General features: G+C 67.8%; 23 protein-coding genes. 17 read left to right on the top strand and 6 right to left on the bottom strand.

The features are described 5' to 3' along the window. Positions 1-163: 163 nt before the first annotated feature. Positions 164-421, bottom strand: a complete 258-nt coding sequence (locus tag AC07NX_RS23545) for a hypothetical protein (RefSeq protein WP_494645197.1) — start codon at positions 419-421, stop codon at positions 164-166. 161 nt (positions 422-582) lie between these two features. Here AC07NX_RS23545 and AC07NX_RS23540 point away from each other — a divergent pair, with 161 nt between their 5' ends. Then, the gene (locus tag AC07NX_RS23540; protein ID WP_494645195.1) at positions 583-978 is read left to right on the top strand and encodes a hypothetical protein; all 396 of its coding nucleotides are present in this window, start codon (positions 583-585) and stop codon (positions 976-978) included. A 164-nt stretch (positions 979-1,142) separates the two neighbouring features. Here the strand turns inward: AC07NX_RS23540 and AC07NX_RS23535 are convergent, their stop codons facing one another. From AC07NX_RS23535 to AC07NX_RS23525, 3 genes are all read right to left on the bottom strand, one after another. Beyond that, a complete protein-coding gene (locus tag AC07NX_RS23535; protein WP_494645193.1) occupies positions 1,143-1,550 on the bottom strand; it encodes an NUDIX hydrolase in 408 nt (135 codons plus the stop codon). Between the two features lie 111 nt (positions 1,551-1,661). After that, on the bottom strand, positions 1,662-2,678 hold the full coding sequence (gene hemB, locus AC07NX_RS23530) for a porphobilinogen synthase (RefSeq protein ID WP_494645191.1): 1,017 nt from the start codon (positions 2,676-2,678) through the stop codon (positions 1,662-1,664). Between the two features lie 75 nt (positions 2,679-2,753). After that, on the bottom strand, positions 2,754-3,200 hold the full coding sequence (locus AC07NX_RS23525) for a DUF2147 domain-containing protein (RefSeq protein ID WP_035080619.1): 447 nt from the start codon (positions 3,198-3,200) through the stop codon (positions 2,754-2,756). Between the two features lie 209 nt (positions 3,201-3,409). On the opposite strand from AC07NX_RS23525, the gene AC07NX_RS23520 reads away from it, so the two are divergent. From AC07NX_RS23520 to AC07NX_RS23480, 9 genes are all read left to right on the top strand, one after another. Beyond that, positions 3,410-4,549, top strand: a complete 1,140-nt coding sequence (locus AC07NX_RS23520) for an isobutyryl-CoA dehydrogenase (RefSeq protein ID WP_494645189.1) — start codon at positions 3,410-3,412, stop codon at positions 4,547-4,549. Positions 4,550-4,590: 41 nt separating this feature from the next. Further along, a complete protein-coding gene (locus AC07NX_RS23515; RefSeq protein ID WP_494645187.1) occupies positions 4,591-4,863 on the top strand; it encodes a type II toxin-antitoxin system Phd/YefM family antitoxin in 273 nt (90 codons plus the stop codon). Then, positions 4,860-5,285, top strand: coding sequence for a type II toxin-antitoxin system VapC family toxin (locus tag AC07NX_RS23510; RefSeq protein ID WP_494645185.1), 426 nt, complete (start codon positions 4,860-4,862; stop codon positions 5,283-5,285). The genes AC07NX_RS23515 and AC07NX_RS23510 overlap by 4 nt, the downstream gene beginning before the upstream one ends. After that, positions 5,282-5,911: a histidine phosphatase family protein gene (locus tag AC07NX_RS23505; protein ID WP_494645183.1), complete on the top strand. Its 630-nt coding sequence runs from the start codon at positions 5,282-5,284 to the stop codon at positions 5,909-5,911. Before AC07NX_RS23510 ends, AC07NX_RS23505 begins: the two co-directional genes overlap by 4 nt. Next, positions 5,908-6,960, top strand: a complete 1,053-nt coding sequence (locus tag AC07NX_RS23500) for an enoyl-CoA hydratase/isomerase family protein (protein WP_494645181.1) — start codon at positions 5,908-5,910, stop codon at positions 6,958-6,960. Before AC07NX_RS23505 ends, AC07NX_RS23500 begins: the two co-directional genes overlap by 4 nt. 56 nt (positions 6,961-7,016) lie before the next feature. Beyond that, positions 7,017-7,823, top strand: coding sequence for a class I SAM-dependent methyltransferase (locus AC07NX_RS23495; RefSeq protein ID WP_494645179.1), 807 nt, complete (start codon positions 7,017-7,019; stop codon positions 7,821-7,823). Between the two features lie 184 nt (positions 7,824-8,007). After that, a complete protein-coding gene (gene mmsB / locus AC07NX_RS23490; protein ID WP_494645177.1) occupies positions 8,008-8,919 on the top strand; it encodes a 3-hydroxyisobutyrate dehydrogenase in 912 nt (303 codons plus the stop codon). A gap of 178 nt (positions 8,920-9,097) precedes the next feature. Beyond that, complete coding sequence (gene hemA / locus AC07NX_RS23485; RefSeq protein WP_494645175.1) at positions 9,098-10,324, top strand: 5-aminolevulinate synthase; 1,227 nt, start codon at positions 9,098-9,100, stop codon at positions 10,322-10,324. Positions 10,325-10,334: 10 nt separating this feature from the next. Continuing rightward, on the top strand, positions 10,335-10,973 hold the full coding sequence (locus AC07NX_RS23480; RefSeq protein ID WP_494645174.1) for a hypothetical protein: 639 nt from the start codon (positions 10,335-10,337) through the stop codon (positions 10,971-10,973). Here the strand turns inward: AC07NX_RS23480 and AC07NX_RS23475 are convergent. Next, positions 10,970-11,410, bottom strand: coding sequence for a MucR family transcriptional regulator (locus AC07NX_RS23475; RefSeq protein WP_145683117.1), 441 nt, complete (start codon positions 11,408-11,410; stop codon positions 10,970-10,972). The two genes, AC07NX_RS23480 and AC07NX_RS23475, sit on opposite strands and share 4 nt — an antisense overlap. Positions 11,411-11,620: 210 nt before the next feature. On the opposite strand from AC07NX_RS23475, the gene glyA reads away from it, so the two are divergent. From glyA to thiL, 5 genes are all read left to right on the top strand, one after another. Continuing rightward, positions 11,621-12,925, top strand: a complete 1,305-nt coding sequence (gene glyA / locus AC07NX_RS23470) for a serine hydroxymethyltransferase (RefSeq protein WP_494645172.1) — start codon at positions 11,621-11,623, stop codon at positions 12,923-12,925. 31 nt (positions 12,926-12,956) lie between these two features. Continuing rightward, positions 12,957-13,430 (top strand): transcriptional regulator NrdR, encoded by a 474-nt coding sequence (gene nrdR / locus AC07NX_RS23465; protein ID WP_028040434.1) that lies wholly within the window; start codon positions 12,957-12,959, stop codon positions 13,428-13,430. A 113-nt stretch (positions 13,431-13,543) separates the two neighbouring features. Next, positions 13,544-14,008, top strand: a complete 465-nt coding sequence (locus tag AC07NX_RS23460; protein WP_494645171.1) for a 6,7-dimethyl-8-ribityllumazine synthase — start codon at positions 13,544-13,546, stop codon at positions 14,006-14,008. Next, the gene (gene nusB, locus AC07NX_RS23455) at positions 14,005-14,466 is read left to right on the top strand and encodes a transcription antitermination factor NusB (protein ID WP_494645170.1); all 462 of its coding nucleotides are present in this window, start codon (positions 14,005-14,007) and stop codon (positions 14,464-14,466) included. The genes AC07NX_RS23460 and nusB overlap by 4 nt, the downstream gene beginning before the upstream one ends. Further along, the gene (gene thiL, locus AC07NX_RS23450) at positions 14,375-15,523 is read left to right on the top strand and encodes a thiamine-phosphate kinase (protein ID WP_494645168.1); all 1,149 of its coding nucleotides are present in this window, start codon (positions 14,375-14,377) and stop codon (positions 15,521-15,523) included. The genes nusB and thiL overlap by 92 nt, the downstream gene beginning before the upstream one ends. A gap of 112 nt (positions 15,524-15,635) precedes the next feature. On the opposite strand, the gene AC07NX_RS23445 is transcribed toward thiL, so the two are convergent. Beyond that, a complete protein-coding gene (locus tag AC07NX_RS23445; RefSeq protein ID WP_494645167.1) occupies positions 15,636-17,618 on the bottom strand; it encodes an acyltransferase family protein in 1,983 nt (660 codons plus the stop codon). 155 nt (positions 17,619-17,773) lie between these two features. Here AC07NX_RS23445 and AC07NX_RS23440 point away from each other — a divergent pair, with 155 nt between their 5' ends. Both AC07NX_RS23440 and AC07NX_RS23435 read left to right on the top strand, forming a co-directional pair. Continuing rightward, a complete protein-coding gene (locus tag AC07NX_RS23440) occupies positions 17,774-18,277 on the top strand; it encodes a hypothetical protein (RefSeq protein ID WP_494645165.1) in 504 nt (167 codons plus the stop codon). A gap of 253 nt (positions 18,278-18,530) precedes the next feature. Then, positions 18,531-20,669 carry a sodium-translocating pyrophosphatase gene (locus AC07NX_RS23435; protein ID WP_494645164.1) on the top strand — a complete coding sequence of 713 codons (2,139 nt, stop codon included), beginning with the start codon at positions 18,531-18,533 and terminating at the stop codon, positions 20,667-20,669. Positions 20,670-20,704: the final 35 nt, after the last annotated feature.

Genomic DNA, 20,704 nt, shown 5'->3' with positions numbered 1-20,704 from the left:
CCCCAAACCTGTCAGTCATGTCCCCGAACAGGTGTCCGCCATGTCCCCGAACTGAACAGCGAGGCCCGGGATGACGGTTGGAAGGGGAGGTTGTGGAACACGCCCCATGGCCAGCGCGTCGCCTGGCCGACGCCTGCCGTAAGGGAGCGTCCCTGGCCGTCGCCTACCGCCCTTCGACCCACAGGTTCAGCGGCTGCTTTTCCTCGTGGCGGACCAGGATGGCGTAGCCGACCGCGAACACCACGATCCCGATGACCAGCCCGCCCCAGAAGCCGGCCGGGGTGGCGAACCACAGGGTCAGGGTGGAGATGGTGGTGGCCAGGCCCAGCATGCACCATCGCAGGAGGATGCTGAATCCGTGATAGGTCTGCTCGTGGGCGAGCAGTTCGGGCTTCCCGGTGTCGTTGAAATCGGCGTCCATGCGTCACCTCCGTTATCGAGGTCGACCCGGGCCGTCGTACGCGGCCTCGGGCCGAACACTGGGAACACCCTAAGCCTGTTCCGGGTTTCGCGCGAGGGCCTCGACCTTGACGGGAGGCGCGGGCCCGGCGTCTATGTCGGCGCGAGGGCGGGGGCGCGACCATGGCGGCGAACGGCAATCTGACGGGCATCTGGCAAGGGCTCTATCACTATCCCAGGGCGCGGGCGCCGGTCGGCTTCACGGCCACCCTGATCGAGAGCGGCGCCTGGCTCAGCGGCTCGATCCACGAAACCGTCCAGGACGAATGGGGCGACTGGTGCGAGGCGTTTTCCACCCTGCTGGGCAAGCGCGCCAGCCAGGCGGTGAGCTTCACCAAGACCTATGACGGCGGCAATGGCTGGACCCACTCGGTCGCCTACGAGGGCGCGCTGAGCGACGACGCCACCGAGATCGAGGGCCGATGGTCGGTTCCCGGGACCTGGTCGGGCAAGTTCCTGATGATCCGGCCGGAAGGGCGGCGGGCGTCGATCCTGCGTGAGGCCTTCGAGCGGATCTAGGCCGCCACACGCGAAACTGAACGCGAACGCTAGAACCCAAGAAGCGTTGTCATCCCGGAAGCCTCGCAGAGGTTGTCCGGGACCCAGGGGCCGGCGCAGTGCGGCGGTCTTGGGTCCCGGCCTTCCGCTTCGCTACAGCCGGGATGACAACATTTGGGGCCTTGCTAGAACCCGGATCTAGCCGCCAGCGCCGCCAGCACGGTGCGCATCAGCGGGGCCAGGACGATCTCGCCCGGCGCGGCCGGGTCGATCCAGGCCAGTTCCTCGATCTCGGCGCGGGCGGCGATCCGTCCCTCGACCGTCGCCAGATAGGTCGCCGCCCGCACGGTGAAGCCGGGCTCGTTGGCGGCCGGGGCCTCGAAGGCGCCCAGCAAGCTCGCGCCGACCAGCCGGCAACCGATCTCCTCGTCCAGCTCGCGGGCCAGGGCGGTCAGGTCGTCCTCGCCGGGTTCGCGCTTGCCGCCCGGCTTCATGAAGATCGCCGTGCCGCGCTTGCGGACCACCAGCATGCGGCCGGCCTCGTCGCGGATCACGGCGGTGACGATGTCGATGACGGGCTCGGTCGCGATCACTTGGCTTTGGCCTGGGTCGCTCTGCCGTAGATGCCGATCGGCAGGCCGATGCCGCTCGAGATCGAGTCCGCGAAATTATGCGCGATCGACTTGAGCTTGCCGAACCGCATCTCAGCCCAGCTTTTCCGCCGCCCAGGGCGCGAAATAGGTGATGATCCCCGCCGCGCCGGCCCGCTTGAAGGCGGTCAGGCTCTCCAGGACCGCGCGCTCCTCGTCGATCCAGCCGTTCTGGGCCGCGGCCTTGATCATCGCGTACTCGCCCGACACCTGGAAGGCGTAGGTGGGCATGCGGAATTCGTCGACCAGGCGGCGCAGGATGTCGAGATAGGGCAGGCCGGGCTTGACCATGACCATGTCCGCGCCCTCGGCGATGTCGAGGGCGACCTCGCGGATCGCCTCCTCGCTGTTGGCCGGGTCCATCTGGTAGGTCTTCTTGTCGCCCAGTCCTTGACCATTGGGCCCGCCGCCGAGCTTGGCCGAGCCGATGGCGTCGCGATAGGGGCCGTAGAAGGCCGAGGCGTACTTGGCGGCGTAGGACATGATCATCGTGTCCTGGAAGTTGGCGCCCTCCAGGGCCGCGCGCAGCTTGCCGACGCGGCCGTCCATCATGTCGGACGGGGCCAGGATGTCGGCGCCGGCTTGCGCCTGCATCAGCCCCTGCTCGATCAGGCGCTCGATGGTCGGGTCGTTGAGGATCCTGCCGCCCTCGACCACGCCGTCGTGGCCATGGTCGGTGAAGGGGTCCAGGGCCACGTCGCACATGATGCCGACCTCGGGGGCGGCGTCCTTCATGGCCTTGACGGCGCGGGGGATCACGCCGTCCGGATCGGCGGCGATCGAGCCGGCCGCGTCCTTCCGGGCCCCGTCGATGTGCGGGAAGATGGCGATGGCCGGGATGCCCAGATCGCGGGCTCGCACGGCCGCCTTGGCGGCGTCCCTGATGCTCAGGCGCTCGACGCCGGGCATCGAGGCCACCGGGATCGTCCCTTCGCCCTCGTGCACCACCATCGACCAGATCAGGTCGGAGGGGGCAAGCGTGGTCTCGCGGACCAGGCGGCGGGTCCAGTCGGCCTGGCGCAGGCGGCGCAGGCGAGTGGCGGGGTAGGGGGCGAGCGGAGGCGTGGTCATGGCCTAGGGTGTCGCGCGACGGGCGGCGCGAGGCAAGGCGGTTGGTTGCTTAAGGGCGCCAGAAAGGGGGGCGGATTACGGGGCGTAGTTGACGTTGTCGACGCGGGCCTGCTGGACGCCGTCGATCCGCCGCCAGACCTGGGACTTGCAGATCAGCCCGCCCAGGACGCAGCCCTTGGCCTTCATGGTGCGGCCGTCGATGAACTCGGCGGTGCCCACCAGGGTGACCTTCAGGGTCGGCACGAAGACCTTGCCGCGCATGTTGCCGTTGCGGGTCGGCTCGAAGTCGCGCAGCAGCTGCTGGCCGACCAGGGTGGTCAGGCCGCTCTTGCGGGCGTCGGCCTCGGCCTTGGGGCTGGCATAGACCACGGTGCCGCAGGTGCTGGTCCCGCAGCTCTTGATCGCCACCCGGACATTGTCCTTGGGGCCGGTCCACACGCCGAGATCGGCGGCCTGGGCCGGTGCGGACACGAGGGTGACCAGCGCCGCGAGGGCGGCGAAAACGGCAGTGAACTTACGCATGACAGAACGATAACGCCTCCGATGGCCGCGATTTGATACTGGAGGACGGGCGGATCAAGGGCGGTGCGACACTTGGTGCGGGCTTTTTGCGCACCGCGGCGTTCAAAGTCGCCAGGTGGGATATGATTGACACAGTCGCGGCGGCGCGGCACGTCAGCGGCCAAGAGAGGCGAGGGGTTCACTCTGCCCCGCTTGGGAGGATATCGCGCATGGATTTCGCGCTCAACGACGATCAACGCGCTATCCAGGACATGGCGTCGGGCTTCGCGGCGGAACGCCTTGCCCCGCATTCGGCCGAATGGGACGAGAAGAAACACTTCCCGGTTGACGTCCTGCGCGAGGCCGCGTCCCTGGGTTTCGCCGGCATCTATGTCCAGGACGACGTCGGCGGCAGCGGCCTGTCGCGCCTGGACGCCTCGATCATCTTCGAGGCTCTCAGCTACGGGGACGTGCCGACGGCGGCCTATCTGACCATCCACAACATGGCCTCGTGGATGATCGACCGGTTCGGCTCCGACGACCTGCGCCGCCGCTACCTGCCGCGCCTGACCAGCATGGAGCTGATCGCCAGCTACTGCCTGACCGAGCCAGGCTCCGGCTCGGACGCGGCCGGCATGCGCACGACGGCGCGGCTGGACGGCGACCACTATGTCCTGAACGGCGGCAAGGCCTTCATCTCGGGCGGCGGGGTGTCGGACGTCTATGTGGTCATGGCTCGCACCGGCGGCGACGGGGCCAAAGGCGTGTCGGCCTTCGTGGTCGAGAAGGGGACGCCGGGGCTGTCGTTCGGGGCCAACGAGCGCAAGATGGGCTGGAACGCCCAGCCGACCGCGGCGGTGAACTTCGACGACTGCCGCGTGCCGGCCGCCAACCGCATCGGCCAGGAAGGCGAGGGCTTCCGCTTCGCCATGATGGGCCTGGACGGCGGGCGGCTGAACATCGCCTCGTGCTCGCTGGGCGGGGCCCAGTTCGCGCTCGACACCGCCAAGGCCTATCTCGAGAGCCGCAAGCAGTTCGGCAAGGCGCTGAAGGACTTCCAGGCTCTGCAGTTCAAGCTGGCCGACATGGCCACCGAGCTGGAGGCCGCCCGGCTGATGGTGCGCCGCGCCGCCCACGCCCTGGACAACCGCGACCCGGAGGCCACCAAGCTGTGCGCCATGGCCAAGCGCTTCGCCACCGACGCGGGGTTCCAGGTCGCCAACGACGCCTTGCAGCTGCACGGCGGCTACGGCTACCTGCAGGACTATCCCCTGGAGCGCATCGTCCGCGACCTGCGGGTGCACCAGATCCTGGAAGGGACCAACGAGATCATGCGAGTGATCATAGCGCGCGAGATGTTCCGGCAGTGATGTGGTAATCTGACCATAACTGGTCAGATTGGGAGGCTCTCATGCGTGAAGTCGGCGTGCTCGAAGCCAAGACCCATTTGTCGTCGCTGTTGGCCGCGGTCGAGAAGGACGGCGAGACGGTGACGATCACCCGCCATGGCCGCGCGGTGGCGAGATTGTCTCCGGCCAATTCCGGCGATGATCCCCTGCCGCCGCGGCGATCCGGCAAGGACCTCGTCGCCGAATTCGAGCGCCTGCGCGATCGGATCGCGACCGAGCATCCGGAAACCAATAACCTGACTTGGGAAGACCTGAAGCGGATGGCGCGGGAATGACTTCGGTCGTCCTCGACGCCTCGGCGGCCCTCGCGTGGATGCTAAGGTCACAGGCCACCCCGGCCGCGACAGCGTTTCTGAGGGACGGAGACGCCTGGACGTTCGAGGTTCCGGCCATCTTTTCCTGGGAGGTGCTCAACGTCCTGGTCACCTTGGAACGGCGAGGTTCGCTGTCCAAAACGGCCTATGAGGAGGCGCTCGCTATCTATAGGCGGCTCGACCTGCGCGCCAACGGATCGACGATCGACATGGACAATCTCGTGGCCCTCGCGCGCCGGACGGGGCTGAGCTTGTTCGATACTGCCTACCTAGCCCTGGCCCTTGATCGAGAATGGGCGCTGGCGTCGAGGGACGAAGCCTTGCTGGCCGTCGCCGCCCAGGTTGGGCTACGATGTTTTGATCTGAGGGCGACGAGCGCGTGATCTATCTCTGCCGCCACGGCCAGACCGAGTGGAACCGCGCGCATCGCTTGCAGGGCCAGTGCGAGTCCGACCTGACGCCGCTGGGGCGCGCCCAGGCCGGGGCGATGGGCGACCTGCTGCGTGAGCTGGTTCAGCGCGACACGGACCGGCCCTGGCGGATCGTCGCCAGCCCGTTGCGGCGGGCCAGGGACACGGCCGGGATCATTGGCGCCAAGCTGGGCTTGCCGGTCGAATTCGACGACCGGCTGATGGAGCTGACGGTTGGCGCGTGGGAAGGCCGCCTGCGGGCCGAGCTTGAGCGCGACCATCCCGAACTCTTCGCCGACCGCACCTGGTTCTTCGCCGCGCCGGGCGGCGAGACCTACGACCAGGTGATGGCGCGGGTGTCGGGCTGGCTGGCCGACCAGGCCGCAGAGCCGGAGCGCCGGCTGATCGTGGTCAGCCACGGCATCGCCGGCCGCCTGCTGCGCGGCGCCTATGCCGGCCTGTCGCCCGCCGAGATCCTGGAGCAGGACGTGCCGCAGGACGCCCTCTACCGGTTGCGCGCCGGCCAGATCGTCCGCTTCGACTGCGAGCCGGTCGAGGACCCCGAGCCGGCCAAGGAAGCCGCCAAGGAAGCCGTATGAACGACCAGCCCGAAGTCCTTGTCCGCGTCCAGAAGAACGTCGGCCGGCTGACGCTGAACCGGCCCCAGGCGCTGCACGCCCTGACCCAGACCATGTGCGAGACCATGATCGCCGCCCTGCTGGACTGGCGCGACGATCCCGAGATCTACATGGTCATCATCGACCACGCCGGCGAGCGGGGCTTCTGCGCCGGCGGCGACATCCGCATGCTGGCCCGCAGCGGCGCGGGCGACGCGGTCGAGGCGCGGGCCTTCTTCCATACCGAGTACCAGCTGAACCACCTGCTGTTCACCTATGACACCCCGGTGGTGGCGATCCTGGACGGGGTGGTGATGGGCGGCGGGGTCGGGATCTCGATGCCGGCCCACTACCGGATCGCCACCGAGCGCACGACCTTCGCCATGCCCGAGACCGGCATCGGCCTGTTCCCGGACGTCGGCGGCGGCTGGTACCTGCCGCGCCTGCCGGGCAAGGCGGGGCTGTGGCTGGCCCTGACCGGGGCGCGGATCAAGGGCGCGGACTGCCTGAGGCTGGGGATCGCCACCCACTTCGTCGAATTCGGCGCCGTCGAGGGGCTGAAGAAGGCGATCGTCGCCGATCCGCGCCGCATCGAGGAAACGCTGAGGAAGTACCGCGCCGACGCCGGCAAGGCCCCGTTGGTCAGTTTCGAGCAGGACCTGAACCGTCTGTTCGTCGGCGACAGCGTCGAGCAGATCTTCGAATTCCTGGAGGCCGACAGCAGCGACTGGGGCAAGACCCAGCTGGCGACGATGAAGACCAAGTCGCCCCAGACCCTGAAGGTGGCCTTCCGCGAGCTGGAGGCGGGAGCGGTGATGACCGACTTCGCCGACAACATGGCCATGGAGTATCGGATCGGCTCGCGCGTGGTGCGGCGGCACGACTTCATCGAGGGCGTCCGCGCCGTGATCGTCGACAAGGACAACGCGCCGAAATGGGATCCGGCCAAGCTTGAAGATGTCTCCGACGCCATGTTGGATGAGATTTTCGCGCCGCTCCCGGCCGATCAGGAGTGGTCGCCGCTGACGTAGCTTGATTGCTGCGCTAGCTTGCCCGCAACGAGAAGACGCCGTCGGAAGGAATACCCATGCGTAAGCCGCTAATCAGCCTCGTCGCCGTGCTCGCCCTGGCGGGCTGCGCCACGACTCCGATGGGGCCGGGGGCGCCGCCACCGCCGCCGGCGACCGACGCGCCCGCCGCGATTCCCGCCAACATCGCCGCGGCCCTGTCCGATTCGAAGCGTCCCGCCGCCGACATGGTCCGCGACGAGAACCGCCTGCCGGGCCAGACCCTGGCCTTCGCCGGCGTCAAGCCGGGCGCCAAGGTCGCAGACCTGATCCCCGGCGGCGGCTATTTCACCCGCATCCTGTCCAAGGCCGTCGGGCCGCGCGGCCACGTCTACGCCTATGTGCCGGACGAGCTGACCAAGCTGGCCAAGCGCGAGCCGGCCGTGACCGCCATCGCCCGGGACCCGGCCTACAAGAACGTGTCGGTGATCCTCAACACCCTGCCCAACTTCGCCACGCCGGAGAAGCTGGACCTGGTCTTCACCGCCCAGAACTACCACGACATGCACAACAAGTTCATGGGCCCGGCCGACCTGTCAGCGGTCAACCGCCAGATCTTCAGGGCCCTGAAGCCAGGTGGGGTCTATCTGGTCGTCGACCATTCGGCCGAGCCCGGCTCGGGCCTGCGCGACACCGAAACCCTGCACCGCATCGACGCCGAGGCGGTCAAGCGCGAGGTCACCGCCGCCGGCTTCATCTTCGAGGGCGAGAGCCGGGTGCTGCGCGACCGGTCCGACACCCGCAAGCTCAGCGTCTTCGACCCGTCGATCCGCGGCAAGACCGACCAGTTCATCTACAAGTTCCGCAAGCCGGCGGGGGCGCGGTAGGGGCGCTTCCAACTCTGAAAGTTGTCATCCCGGAAGCGCGTAGCGTTGTCCGGGACCCAGGGGCGGCTGCACCGCATTCGCCCAGTCCCCTGGATCCCGGACAGCCCCTGCGAGGCTTTCGGGATGACAACCTATTGTGAAATATAACAAAAATTCTGCGCCCACGAAGGCGCGGCCATTGCGCGTGAGGAGACCTCAGATGACCCGCATCGCCTTCATCGGGCTGGGCAACATGGGCGGCGGCATGGCCGCCAACCAGGCCAAGGCCCTGCATCAGGTCAGGGCCTTCGACCTGTCGGCGGCGGCGCTGGAGAAGGCCGCGGCGGTCGGCTGCCAGGCGGCGGGCTCGGTGGCCGAGGCGGTCGCGGACGCCGAGGTGGTGATCACCATGCTGCCCGCCGGCCCGCACGTGCGCTCGGTGTACGGCGAGCAGGTCCTGGCCCATGCGCCGACATCGGCCCTGCTGATCGACTGCTCCACGATCGACGTCGACAGCGCCCGCGCCGTGGCCGGGCAGGCGAGGGCGGCGGGCTTCCGCTTTGCCGACGCCCCGGTGTCGGGCGGGATCATGGCCGCCGAGGCCGGGACCCTGGCCTTCATGGTCGGCTGCGACGCCGCTGATTTCCCAGCCGTCGAAGCGGCCCTGGCCCCGATGTCGCGGGCCACCATCCACGCTGGCGACCATGGGGCCGGCCAGGCGGCCAAGATCTGCAACAACATGCTGCTGGGCATCTCGATGCTGGGGACCTGCGAGGCCTTCGCCCTGGCCGAGAAGCTGGGCCTGGCGGCCGAGCGGTTCTTCGAGATCGCCAGTCAGTCGTCGGGCCAGTGCTGGTCGGTGTCGACCTATTGCCCGGTCCCGGGCGTGGGCCCCTCGACCCCCGCCGACCGCGGCTACCAGGGCGGCTTCGCCACGGCCATGATGCTCAAGGACCTGAAACTGGCCCAGGACGCCGCCGCCAAGGCCGGGGCCGCCACGCCCCTGGGCGCCCAGGCCGAGGCTCTCTACGCCCTGTTCGACGCCAACGGCTTCGGGGGCAAGGACTTCTCCGCCGTGCTGCAGATGCTGCGCGGCAAGCTCGCCGACCTGGCCTGATCGTCCAAAAAAAACCGGGTCTTGAGCGCCTGTTCGTTCACGAAGGCGGCGCGTCCATTCGCGTCATCGCCGGCCTAGGTACATTTCCGTATGTGGACAGCGTGCGTCGCCAGTGCGAAAAGCCAAGCCTTGAGAAGGGACCGATCGGACTCGTCGAAGTCCGTCGGGTGAGAAGACCATGGACTACAAAGCCGCGTTCCGCAGCGCCGTCGACCAGATCCGTGACGAAGGCCGCTATCGGGTGTTCGCCGATGTGAAGCGCCATCGCGGCGCCTTTCCGCGCGCCACCTGGACCCGTCCGGACGGCGGCGAGAGCGAGATCGTGGTCTGGTGCTCGAACGACTATCTGGGCCAGGGCCAGAATCCCGTGGTGCTGGACGCCATGCACGCGGCGATCGACCAGCACGGCTCGGGCTCGGGCGGCACCCGCAACATCTCCGGCACCAACCACCACCATGTCGAGCTGGAGGCCGAGCTGGCCGACCTGCACGGCAAGGAAGCGGCCCTGCTGTTCACCTCGGGCTATGTCTCCAACGAGGCCAGCCTGTCGGCGCTGCAGAAGATCCTGCCGGGCCTGATCATCTTCTCCGACGCCCAGAACCACGCCTCGATGATCGCCGGCATCCGCAACGGCGGCTGCGAGCGGCACATCTTCCGCCACAACGACCTGGCGCACCTTGAGGAACTGCTGGCCGCCGCGCCGGCCGACGCGCCCAAGCTGGTGGCCTTCGAGAGCGTCTATTCGATGGACGGCGACATCGCCGACATGGCCGGGACCGTGGCCCTGGCCAAGAAGTACGGCGCGATGACCTATCTGGACGAGGTCCATGCCGTGGGCATGTACGGCCCGCGCGGCGGCGGCGTCGCCGAGCGCGACGGCCTGATGGACCAGATCGACATCATCGAAGGCACCCTGGGCAAGGCGTTCGGGGTGATGGGCGGCTACATCACCGGCGACGCCGTGGTGGTGGACGCCATCCGCCTGGTGGCCTCGGGCTTCATCTTCACCACCTCGCTGCCGCCGGCCCTGACCGCCGGGGCGCTGGCCAGCGTGAAGTACCTCAAGCAGCACCCGGAGGTCCGCGAAGCCCACCAGGAGCGCGCCCGGACGCTGAAGGCGATGTTCAAGGCCGCCGGCCTGCCGGTGATGGACAACGACAGCCACATCGTGCCGGTGCTGGTCGGCGACCCCCACCACACCAAGCTGATCAGCGACATGCTGCTGGTCGACCACGGCGTCTATGTGCAGCCGATCAACTATCCGACCGTGCCGCGCGGCACCGAGCGCCTGCGCTTTACCCCCACGCCGTTCCACACCGACGACATGATGCGCAAGCTGGTCGGGGCGATGGAAAAGCTCTGGGCCCACTGCAACGTGGCCCGCATGGGCGGCCACGCGGCGTAAAGAGACCTGCTTGTACGATCCGGGTTATGTCCGGGCGCTGGCCGGGGAGGCCGCCGAGCGCCCCGGCTGGACGTCCTTCGCGACCTATTGCCGGCTAAGGGGCGAGGGCCTGCGGCGCGATGCGTTCGTCGCTCTGGACGCCTTTATCGCGGAAGCCGTTCTCTGGTCCTTGCCGGAACGCGTCACCTTCGCCCTCTGGGTAGGCGAGCGCCGTCGGGCCTATGGCGGCCAGGCCGAGGCGGTGCTGCCGGTTCCCCTTTTTCGTCTGCTGGTGCGTCCGACCCTGGAGGATTGGTCGGCGGCGTCACCGGCCGATCCTTGGCCATGGGTCTGGCTCGCGCGCCTCTCCACGGGTGGTTCGACCTATCACGCGCCGGCGGAACCCTATCTGCGCGAGGCGCTGAAGCGCGATCCCGGTCTTGAGCCGGCCCGCATCGATCTCATCGAGAATCTCCTGCGCGACATCACCTACAACCAGCACGAACTGCCTTGGGGGTATATTGGAGACGCCGCCGAAGATGTGGCCGGTCTCGACGAGGCCGAGGCGATGATGGTCGGACTGCCGCCCGAAGTCGAACTGGACCTTCGTCCGCGCGTCGTGCTGGCGCGAAAGGCCGCACGGGACTGGATCGCCGAACGCGGCGCCTAGCGCCCCCGCATCTTGCCCTTGCCCAGCCCGATCGACTTGGCGAAGTCGGAGCGACGCTCGGCATAGGCCGGGGCGACCATCGGATAGTCGCCGGGCAGCGACCATTTGCGGCGGTATTCCTCGGGGCTCATGTCGTAGTGGGTGCGCAGGTAGCGCTTGAGCATCTTCAGCTTCTTGCCGTCTTCCAGGCAGACGATGTAGTCGCGCTGGACCGACCGCGAGACCGGAACCGCGGGCTTGTTGCGCTCGGCGGGTTGTTGGTCGGCCTGGGCGGAACCCAGGGCCGACAGGGCGCCGTGCACCGAGCGGATCAGGTCGGGGATCGCTGCGCGGGCCACCGTGTTCTGGGCGACGTAGGCGGCCACGATCCCCGCGCTTAGGCCCAGAATGTCGACGCCGTCGTCATGGGTTTCCGCCTCGCCGTACGCCGTCGCCATACTCTTTCCACCCTGTCTTCGATCTGCTTGGAAGTCGCCAAAACGCCGCTCCGCCAGACCCTCTGGCGCCGCTTCCTTCGCAACGCCTCGGCTTGGGATGAGGTTCCCGGATTGATCGCGGCGCGAAGGGGGGTAAAGAGAGCGCGACCGAACTCGCCCGAGTCCGACACTTCGACATCTTTCCAGTCTCCCAGCCCCAGGAGAGCGTCCATGACCGCACCGGCCAGCAACATCACCGCCGACAAGAGCGCCTTCTTCGGGGCCGACCTGGCCGCGGCCGACCGCGACATCTTCGACCGCATCGGCCTGGAACTGAATCGCCAGCAGAACCAGATCGAGCTGATCGCGTCCGAGAACATCGTCTCGCGCGCCGTGCTGGAGGCCCAGGGCTCGATCCTGACCAACAAGTACGCCGAGGGCTATCCGGGCAAGCGCTATTACGGCGGCTGCGAATATGTCGACGAGATCGAGACCATCGCCATCGAGCGGGCCAAGGCCTTGTTCGGCGCGGGCTTCGCCAACGTCCAGCCGCATTCGGGCTCGCAGGCCAACCAGTCGGTGTTCATGTCGCTGCTGCAGCCGGGCGACACCTTCCTGGGCATGGACCTGGCCGCCGGCGGCCACCTGACCCACGGCAGCCCCGCCAACCAGTCGGGCAAGTGGTTCAAGCCGGTGTCCTACACCGTGCGCCAGCAGGACCAGCTGATCGACTACGACGCGGTCGAGGAAGTCGCCAAGGCCAACAAACCCAAGCTGATCATCGCCGGCGGCAGCGCCTACAGCCGCCACATCGACTTCGCCCGCTTCCGCCAGATCGCCGACGCGGTCGGGGCCTATCTGATGGTCGACATGGCCCACTTCGCGGGCCTGGTGGCCGGCGGCGTGTTCCCCAGCCCGATCCCGCACGCTCACGTGGTCACCACCACCACCCACAAAACCCTGCGCGGCCCGCGCGGCGGCATGGTGCTGACCAATGACGAGGCGATCATCAAGAAGGTCAATTCGGCGGTGTTCCCCGGCCTGCAGGGCGGCCCGCTCGAGCACGTGATCGCCGCCAAGGCGGTCGCGTTTGGCGAAGCGCTGCAGCCGGGCTTCAAGGCCTATGCGCAACAGGTGATCGACAACGCCCGGGCGTTGTCGGAAGCCTTGCAGACCCAGGGCGTCAACATCGTCTCGGGCGGCACCGACAGCCACCTGATGCTGGTCGACCTGCGCCCCAAGGGCGTGACCGGTCGCGACGCCGAGCACAGCCTCGAGCGCGCCCACATGACCTGCAACAAGAACGGCGTGCCGTTCGACACCGCGCCGTTCACCGTGACCTCGGGCATCCGCCTGGGCACCCCGGCCGGCACCACCCGCGGCTTCGGGACGGCCGAGTTCACCCGCGTGGGCCAGCTGATCGGCGAGGTCGTCAACGGCCTGGCCGCTAACGGCCCGGACGGCAACGCCGAGGTCGAGGCCAAGGTGCGCGAGGAAGTCCTGGCCTTGACGGCCCGGTTCCCGATCTACAACTAATAGGCCTGCATCAGGCGGGAGGGCCTAGATCATGCGCTGCCCGTTCTGCGGCCACATGGAAAGCCAGGTGAAGGACAGCCGCCCGTCGGAAGACGGGGCGGCGATCCGCCGTCGTCGGCTGTGCCCGGAGTGCGGCGGCCGCTTCACCACCTTCGAGCGGGTGCAACTGCGCGAGCTGACCATCGTCAAGCGGTCGGGGCGGCGCTCGCCGTTCGATCGCGAGAAGCTGGTGCGCTCGATCTCGATCGCCACGCGCAAGCGGCCGGTCGATCCCGAGCGGGTCGAGCGGATGGTCAACGGCATCGTCCGCCAGCTGGAAAGCCAGGGCGAGACCGAGCTGCCGTCGTCGGCGGTGGGCGAAATGGTGATGAAGGCGTTGAAGTCGCTCGATGACGTCGCCTATGTCCGCTACGCCTCGGTCTATCGCGATTTCCGGGAAACCAGCGATTTCGCGAAGTTTCTCGGCCAGGAAGGCCTCAGCGACGTCGCCGAGGACGAGCTATAGGCGCATTCTACGATTCGGCTTCGGCGGCAAAGCCGCCGGGGCTACGTTTCGATTTGGCGACGGCGCCGTTTGGTGCGAAGTGACCTGCCCCGTCGAGGAGAAGTCAAAGGACTATGGTGGAAGACAAGATTCGCCTGCTGATCGTGGAGGCCCGGCGCTATTCGGGGCTTTCCGACGCGTTGCTGCAAGGTGCGGCGCAGGCGATCGACGCCCAGGGCGCCGAGTACGATGTGATCACCGTGTCCGAAGCGATGCAGATCCCCACCGCCATCGCCCTGGCCGAGGAGGCCGGTCATCGGCCCGTCGGCGTGCGCTATGACGGGTTCGTGGCGCTGGGCGTGATCATCCGGGGCGAGACCTATCATTCCGAGGTCATGGCCAACGAGACCGCCCGCGGCCTCAACGACCTGTCGTTCGGCAAGCGCCTGGCCATCGGCTACGGCGTCGTCAATGTCGACGAGGAAGACCAGGCCTGGAGCCGGGCCCGCGTCTCCGAGGGCGACCGCGGCGGCAAGGCCGCGCAGCAATGCCTGGAGATCGTTGGCCTGAAGCGCCAGCTGGCGGGGCAATCGCGATGAGCCGGGGCGATCGCATCCAGCCCCGCTCGGTGGCCCGCCTGGCCGCCGTCCAGGCCCTGTACCAGATGGAAGTCTCCGGCGTCGGCGTCGACGCGGTGGTCCGCGAGTTCTCCGAGCATCGGTTCGACCGCGACGTCGACGGGCCGGACGGCGACCGCCTGGCCCAGGCCGACGAGGCCTTCTTCGCCGAACTGGCCAAGGGCGTCGTCGCCCACCAGGCCGGCATCGACCAGGCCATCGTCCGGCGCCTGGCCTCGGGCTGGAAGCTGGAGCGCCTGGACGCCACCGCCCGCGCGGTGCTGCGCTCGGGAGCCTTCGAGCTGATGCACAGGCCCGACGTGCCGAAGGAGGTCGTGATCGACGAATATGTCGAGATCGCCAAATCGTTCTTCGAGGGACCGGAATCCGGTTTCATCAACGGCGCCCTGGACGCCATCGCGCGTGACGCCAGAAGCTGACGACGACTGGTTCGACGAGCCGACGCCGGACGCGGCGGCGGTCGACGACGCGTGGTTCGACGAGGCCGCGGCCCCGGCCGCCGCGCCGCCGGTCGACGAGTTCGGCCTGATCGAGCGGCTGCTGCGGCCGCTGACCCGTGGCGACGCCGCGGCGCTCGACCTGCTGGACGACGCGGCCGTGCTGCCCTCGCGCCCCGGCTACGACCTGGTGATCACCAAGGACGCCATGGTGGCCGGCGTGCACTTCCTGGCGGGCGAGGACCTGGACGTGGTGGCCAAGCGGCTGCTGCGCACCAACCTGTCGGACCTGGCGGCCAAGGGCGCGGTTCCCTACGGCTATTTCCTGGCCGTGGGCTGGCCCTCGGGCACCACCCTGACCGACCGCGAGACCTTCGCGCGCGGCCTGGCCGAGGACGGCGCGCTCTACGACGTCAGCCTGCTGGGCGGCGACACGGTCACAACTTCCGGCCCGATGGTGGTCTCGGCCACCTTCCTGGGCTGGGTGCCCAGTGGCGACGCGGTGCTGCGCAAGGGCGCGCGAGTCGGCGACCGGCTGATGGTCAGCGGCACGATCGGCGACGGCTGGCTGGGCCTGCTGGCCCACTGGGGCGAGGTCGAGGACCCCGACGGCGGCCTGGTGCGCCGCTACCGCCTGCCGCCGCCCCGCCTGGCCATCCGCGACGCCCTGCGCGCCTACGCCCGCGCCGCCGCCGACGTCTCCGACGGCCTGCTGGCCGACGCCGCCCACGTGGCCAAGGCCAGCGGCCTGCGCGTGAATGTCGATCTCGACCGCCTGCCGCTGTCGCCCGGCGCCCGCCACTGGCTGGGCGCCCAGCCGGAGGCCGGCGAGGCGCGGATGTCGCTGGCCTCGGGCGGCGACGACTACGAGATCGTCTGCGCGGTCGATCCCACCGACGTGGCCGCCTTCCAGGCCGCCGCCATGGCCGCCGGCGTCCCGGTGCGCGACATCGGCGAGTTCGTGGAAGGCGAGGGGATCTGCGCCCTGTTCAAGGGCAAGGACATCACGCCCGAACGGCTGGGCTGGCTGCACGGCTGAGCTGGCCATTGGCCGCGCCGATGCACGATCGGCGTTGAATTGGGCCAAAGTGTTTCAAACCAGCAGCCCAATGAAGCGGCGGTGCGGGGCGCCAGGCCTCGGGTCTTCCTGGTCAAGAAATGGGTATGACCCCTCCCTCTTCCATCGCTCGTGTCCTGCCGCTGGCGGCGACGCCGGCCCTGGCCAACAGCCAAGCGTCCAGAAACTGACCATGCTCTCCGGCGGAGGAATAGCGGAGATGGGCAGGGTCGCTGTACAGTGACCGGCCGTCGCGGACGAGCGGGCAGGTCGATCCGTCGCAGAGATAGGCCCTTGGGTCGATGAACTCGACGCCATGCAGGGCCTTGAGGTCTCGATCCATGGCGTAGGATTGGGTGGAGACCTGGTCGAAGTCGAAATCGCGATTGGCGAGCGTCGGTTTGCCGCTGAAGGTCGCCAGGCGGAGTTCGCGCGGCACATCGAATGCGGGGTAGGGCGTCGTACCCAGGATCGCGACGTGTTTGCCTCGGCCGTTCAGGTCGGCGATCTCCACGGCAAGTCTGCGTATCGCCGTGGGGCCGTCGACGTTCACCAGCGGTTTCTCCCCGCGGAAATAGGTCGTCCACATCGACGCATAGAGCACCGAGCCATATCGCGGCTTGCGCATCTCCTTGATCGCGGCCTCGTGGAATTGCGCACAGAGCGATCCGGCCTGCAATTTTTCGACGCCGCTGATCGGCGGGCAACCGCCCTGGGTGAGCAGCACGACGGCATGGTCCTGGAGGCTCGGCGCGAGCAGGTGAGCGCGGGCGAACCACATCTCGGCGAAGGAATCGCCGATCACCACGACATCATGACCAGGCCTTGAAACCCCTACCACACAGGGCCTCAGCGCGCCGTCCAGAGGAGATAGGCCCCCACACGCCTTGTCGGATGGCGCATGGTCGCTGGAGGCGGCCACGGCGTCGGCGTAGAGGATCGGATCGCCCTTGATCCGCGCGGGCAGGCCCGCCGCGAGGACGATCACGGCCGCGCCGACCGCCAGCGCCCCCGCCAGGGCCAGGCCGGCCGAGAGTTTGTAGCCCTGGCTCTTGCCGGTCTTCAACCAGGCTTGGGCGGGACGTTCCACCCAGCGATAGCTCAGACCGCCGAGGATCAGGGACGCGACCAAGGCGCCGAGCGCGTAGGGCCAGGACTTGAGGTCGAAGTAGTTGAGGCCGACGATCAGCGGCCAGTGCCACAGATAGATCGAGTAGGACGCCGCGCCGATGCTCTGCAGAGCGCCCGATCCCAGGACCGTTCCAGGGGCTTGTGCGGCCAGGATCAGGCACGCGCCGACGACGGGGATGGCTTCCAACGCCGTAGGCCATTTGGTTGCGTCTCCAAGAAGGAAGACGCTCAACGCGATCAAGCCGAGGCCGAACAGTTCGACCGCCAAGCGTTGGCGCGCGCCGCGCTGGGCCAGCCAATTGGCGCGAATGGCGATGACGCCGCCGGCCAACATCTCCCAGGCGCGGGCCGGCAGCATGAAAAAGCCGAAGGCGTGCGCGCGGTTCGAAGGCGCCAGATCGCTCGCCGCCGAGAGCGCCAAGGAGAGCAGCAACGCGCTGCCAAGCATCAGGAACCGCGCGCGTTGGGTCCGCACGAAGGGTTTCAAGGCGACGATGACGGCGGGGTAGAGAATATAGAACCACCATTCCACCCCCAGGGACCAAGTGTGGAGGAACCAGTTGGCTTTGCTTTCCTCGGAGAAATATCCGAATTCTCGCCAATACTGGATATTCGATATGAACAGGAGCGATCCGAAACCGTGCTTGGCGGCGGTGGATAGCGTTATCGGATCTAGCGAAAACAATCCAAACAGAAGGACGCAGAACACTACGACGCCAAGAGCAGGGAAAATTCTGGAAAATCTGTCGCGGTAAAAGTTTAAAATATTAAAGGTGTTCTGATCGGTGTTCCCGAAGATGATGCGAGTCATCAGGAAGCCGGAAATCACGAAAAAGACATCGACTCCCAGGTAGCCGGCGGAAAAAAGCGGTACCTGAAAGTGAAACAAGAGAACGAGCGCCACGGCGATGGCGCGCAATCCATTAATATCTTTTCGAAAGTTCATGGACCCCCCGGACGCCTCGCCATATGGCTGTATCGCTCGTGAATGTGCAAGAGGTTGCGGTTCAACGGCGCCTGTCCGGCGCCTCGGAGGCTGTTTCGTCATCCGAGTGACGGCCTGGTAGCAAAACCTCAAGTCTTGTTGGTTAAGGCGGTGGCATGACCCATGCCGCCCTTGCTTCTCGTCGCGCCTTGCTCGCCGCCATTCCGCTGGCGCTGCTGGCCACGACTCCCGCCTCGGCGCGGAGCGAGAAGAAGGGCGAGGGCGAGAAGGCGCCCGATCCGGTGATCAAGCTGCAGTCGATGGCTCTGCCGATCATCGCGGCCGGCAAGCTGGTCAACTACGTCTTCGTGCAGATGACCATCACCCTGAAGCCCGGCGTGCTGGTCACGGTCTTCGAAGGCAAGGAGCCGCTGCTGCGGGACTCCATCGTGCGCGAGGCCCACAACAAGCCGTTCGTGCGTCCCGACAGCTATGTCGCCCTGGACGAAGCCCGGCTGAAGGCCTCGGTGCTGCGCGAGGCCAACGGGCTGATCGGACCGGGCAAGGTGGCGCTAGTGACGGTGGTCAAGCAGACCCCCCGCAACTTCGTCGCGCCGCCGGCCAAGCCCAAGCCGGGACCGCGACCTGCGCCGGCTGGCGACTCCGACCTCGTTCCCTAGCCTCCGGGGAAACGTCCACGGCCGCCGACGCGGGCGAAAGCCTGGCTGAACGCCGTTCGTGCAAGCGGTTGACACCCTGCGCCCATTTGGCACTGTCCTGGCCTTGGCGCCGACCCGGCGTCATCAGGGAGCATCGAGGGGGCATGAGGCCATAGGCCCGCCCGTCGCGTGCGGCCGGGGGCGGTCTCTATGATCGTGATCCTGTCGCGGCGGCGACCCCTCGTGATTGAAACGCGAAGAGGGCGACTGACCGATGAGTTCTTGGCTTTATGTGGCCATAGGGGCCGGGCTGCTGGCGGTGCTGTACGGCGCCGTGCAGACGGCGTCTCTGATGCGGGCTTCGCCCGGCAATGCGAAGATGCAGGAGATCGCCGCGGCGATCCAGGAAGGGGCCCAGGCCTATCTGAACCGCCAGTATACGACGATCGCCATCGTCGGCGTGGTGGTCATCGCCCTGCTGGGCTTCTTCTTCAAGTCGTGGGAACAGCCGGTGGGCTTCGCCCTGGGCGCGATCCTGTCGGGCGCGGCCGGCTTCGCGGGCATGCTGATCTCGGTGCGCGCCAACGTCCGCACAGCTCAGGCCTCGTCGGAGAGCCTGGCCAAGGGCCTGTCGATGGCTTTCACCTCCGGCGCGGTGACCGGCATGCTGGTGGCGGGCTTCGCCCTGATCGGCGTGGCGGGCTATTTCGCCGTCCTGCTGTCGATGGGCCATGAGGGCACCGACCGGGTGGTGGTCGACTCGCTGGTTTCGCTGGGCTTCGGCGCCAGCCTGATCTCGATCTTCGCCCGGCTGGGCGGCGGCATCTTCACCAAGGGCGCCGACGTCGGCGGGGACCTGGTCGGCAAGGTCGAGGCCGGCATTCCGGAAGACGATCCCCGCAACGCCGCGACCATCGCCGACAACGTCGGTGACAATGTCGGCGACTGCGCCGGCATGGCCGCCGACCTGTTCGAGACCTATGCGGTGACCACGGTCGCCACCATGGTGCTGGCCGCGATCTTCTTCGGCGGCACCGAGGTGGTCGGTTCGATGATGCTGTTGCCGCTGGCCATCTGCGCGGTGTGCATCGTGACCTCGATCCTCGGCTCGTTCGCCGTGCGCCTGGGCAAGAAGCAGAACATCATGGGCGCCCTCTACCAGGGCCTGATCGTCACCGGCGTGCTGTCGATCCCGGCGGTCTGGTACGTGATCCACCAGCTGGTGCCGATCCCGATCGAGCTGGACGGCCGGATGTTCACCGCCGACAACCTGTTCTACTGCGGCCTGGTCGGCCTGGCCGTCACCGCCGCGATCGTGGTGATCACCGAGTACTATACCGGCACCAACTTCCGCCCGGTGAAGTCGGTGGCCCAGGCCTCGGTTTCCGGCCACGGCACCAACGTGATCCAGGGCCTGGCCATGTCGCTGGAATCCACGGCCCTGCCGGCCCTGACCATCATCGTCGGCATCCTGGTGACCTATAACCTGGCCGGCCTGTTCGGCATCGCCATCGCCACCACCACCATGCTGTCCCTGGCCGGCTTCATCGTCGCCCTGGACGCCTTCGGCCCCGTCACCGACAACGCCGGCGGCATCGCCGAGATGGCCGGCCTGCCGCCGGAGGTCCGCGTCACCACCGACGCCCTGGACGCCGTGGGCAACACCACCAAGGCCGTCACCAAGGGCTACGCCATCGGTTCGGCCGGCCTGGGCGCCCTGGTGCTGTTCGCCGCCTATACCGAGGACCTGAAGTTCTTCTCGGAGAACGCCACTCCGGGCAGCTTCTTCGACGGCATGGGTCCGGTGACCTTCGACCTGTCCAACCCCTATGTGGTGGTCGGCCTGCTGTTCGGGGGGCTGCTGCCCTTCCTGTTCGGCGGCATGTCGATGACCGCCGTGGGCCGGGCGGCCGAGTCGGTCGTGGCCGAGGTGCGCCGCCAGTTCCGCGAGAACCCGGGCATCATGACCTATGACGTCAAGCCCGAGTACGGCAAGGCCGTGGACATCCTGACCAAGGCGGCGATCCGCGAGATGATCGTGCCGTCGCTGCTGCCGGTGGTCTCGCCGGTGGTGCTGTTCTTCGTGATCCAGGCCATCGCCGGCAAGGTCGACGCCTTCGCCTCGCTGGGCGCCATGCTGATGGGGGTGATCGTCACCGGCCTGTTCGTCGCCATCTCGATGACCAGCGGCGGCGGCGCCTGGGACAACGCCAAGAAGGTGATCGAGGAAGGCTTCACCGACAAGGACGGCGTCCTGCACAAGAAGGGCGGAGACACCCACAAGGCCGCCGTCACCGGCGACACCGTCGGCGATCCCTACAAGGACACCTCCGGCCCGGCCGTGAACCCGATGATCAAGATCACCAACATCGTGGCCCTGCTGCTGCTGGCGATCCTGGCCCACGGCGTCTGATCAAGGACGCAGGGCGTTAAACTCACCTGGCATGA

It is taken from the genome of Caulobacter sp. GW821-FHT09A05 (assembly GCF_059418465.1).
The sequence above is the reverse complement of the archived record's forward strand: the minus strand, read 5'-3'. Positions and strand labels throughout refer to the sequence as shown.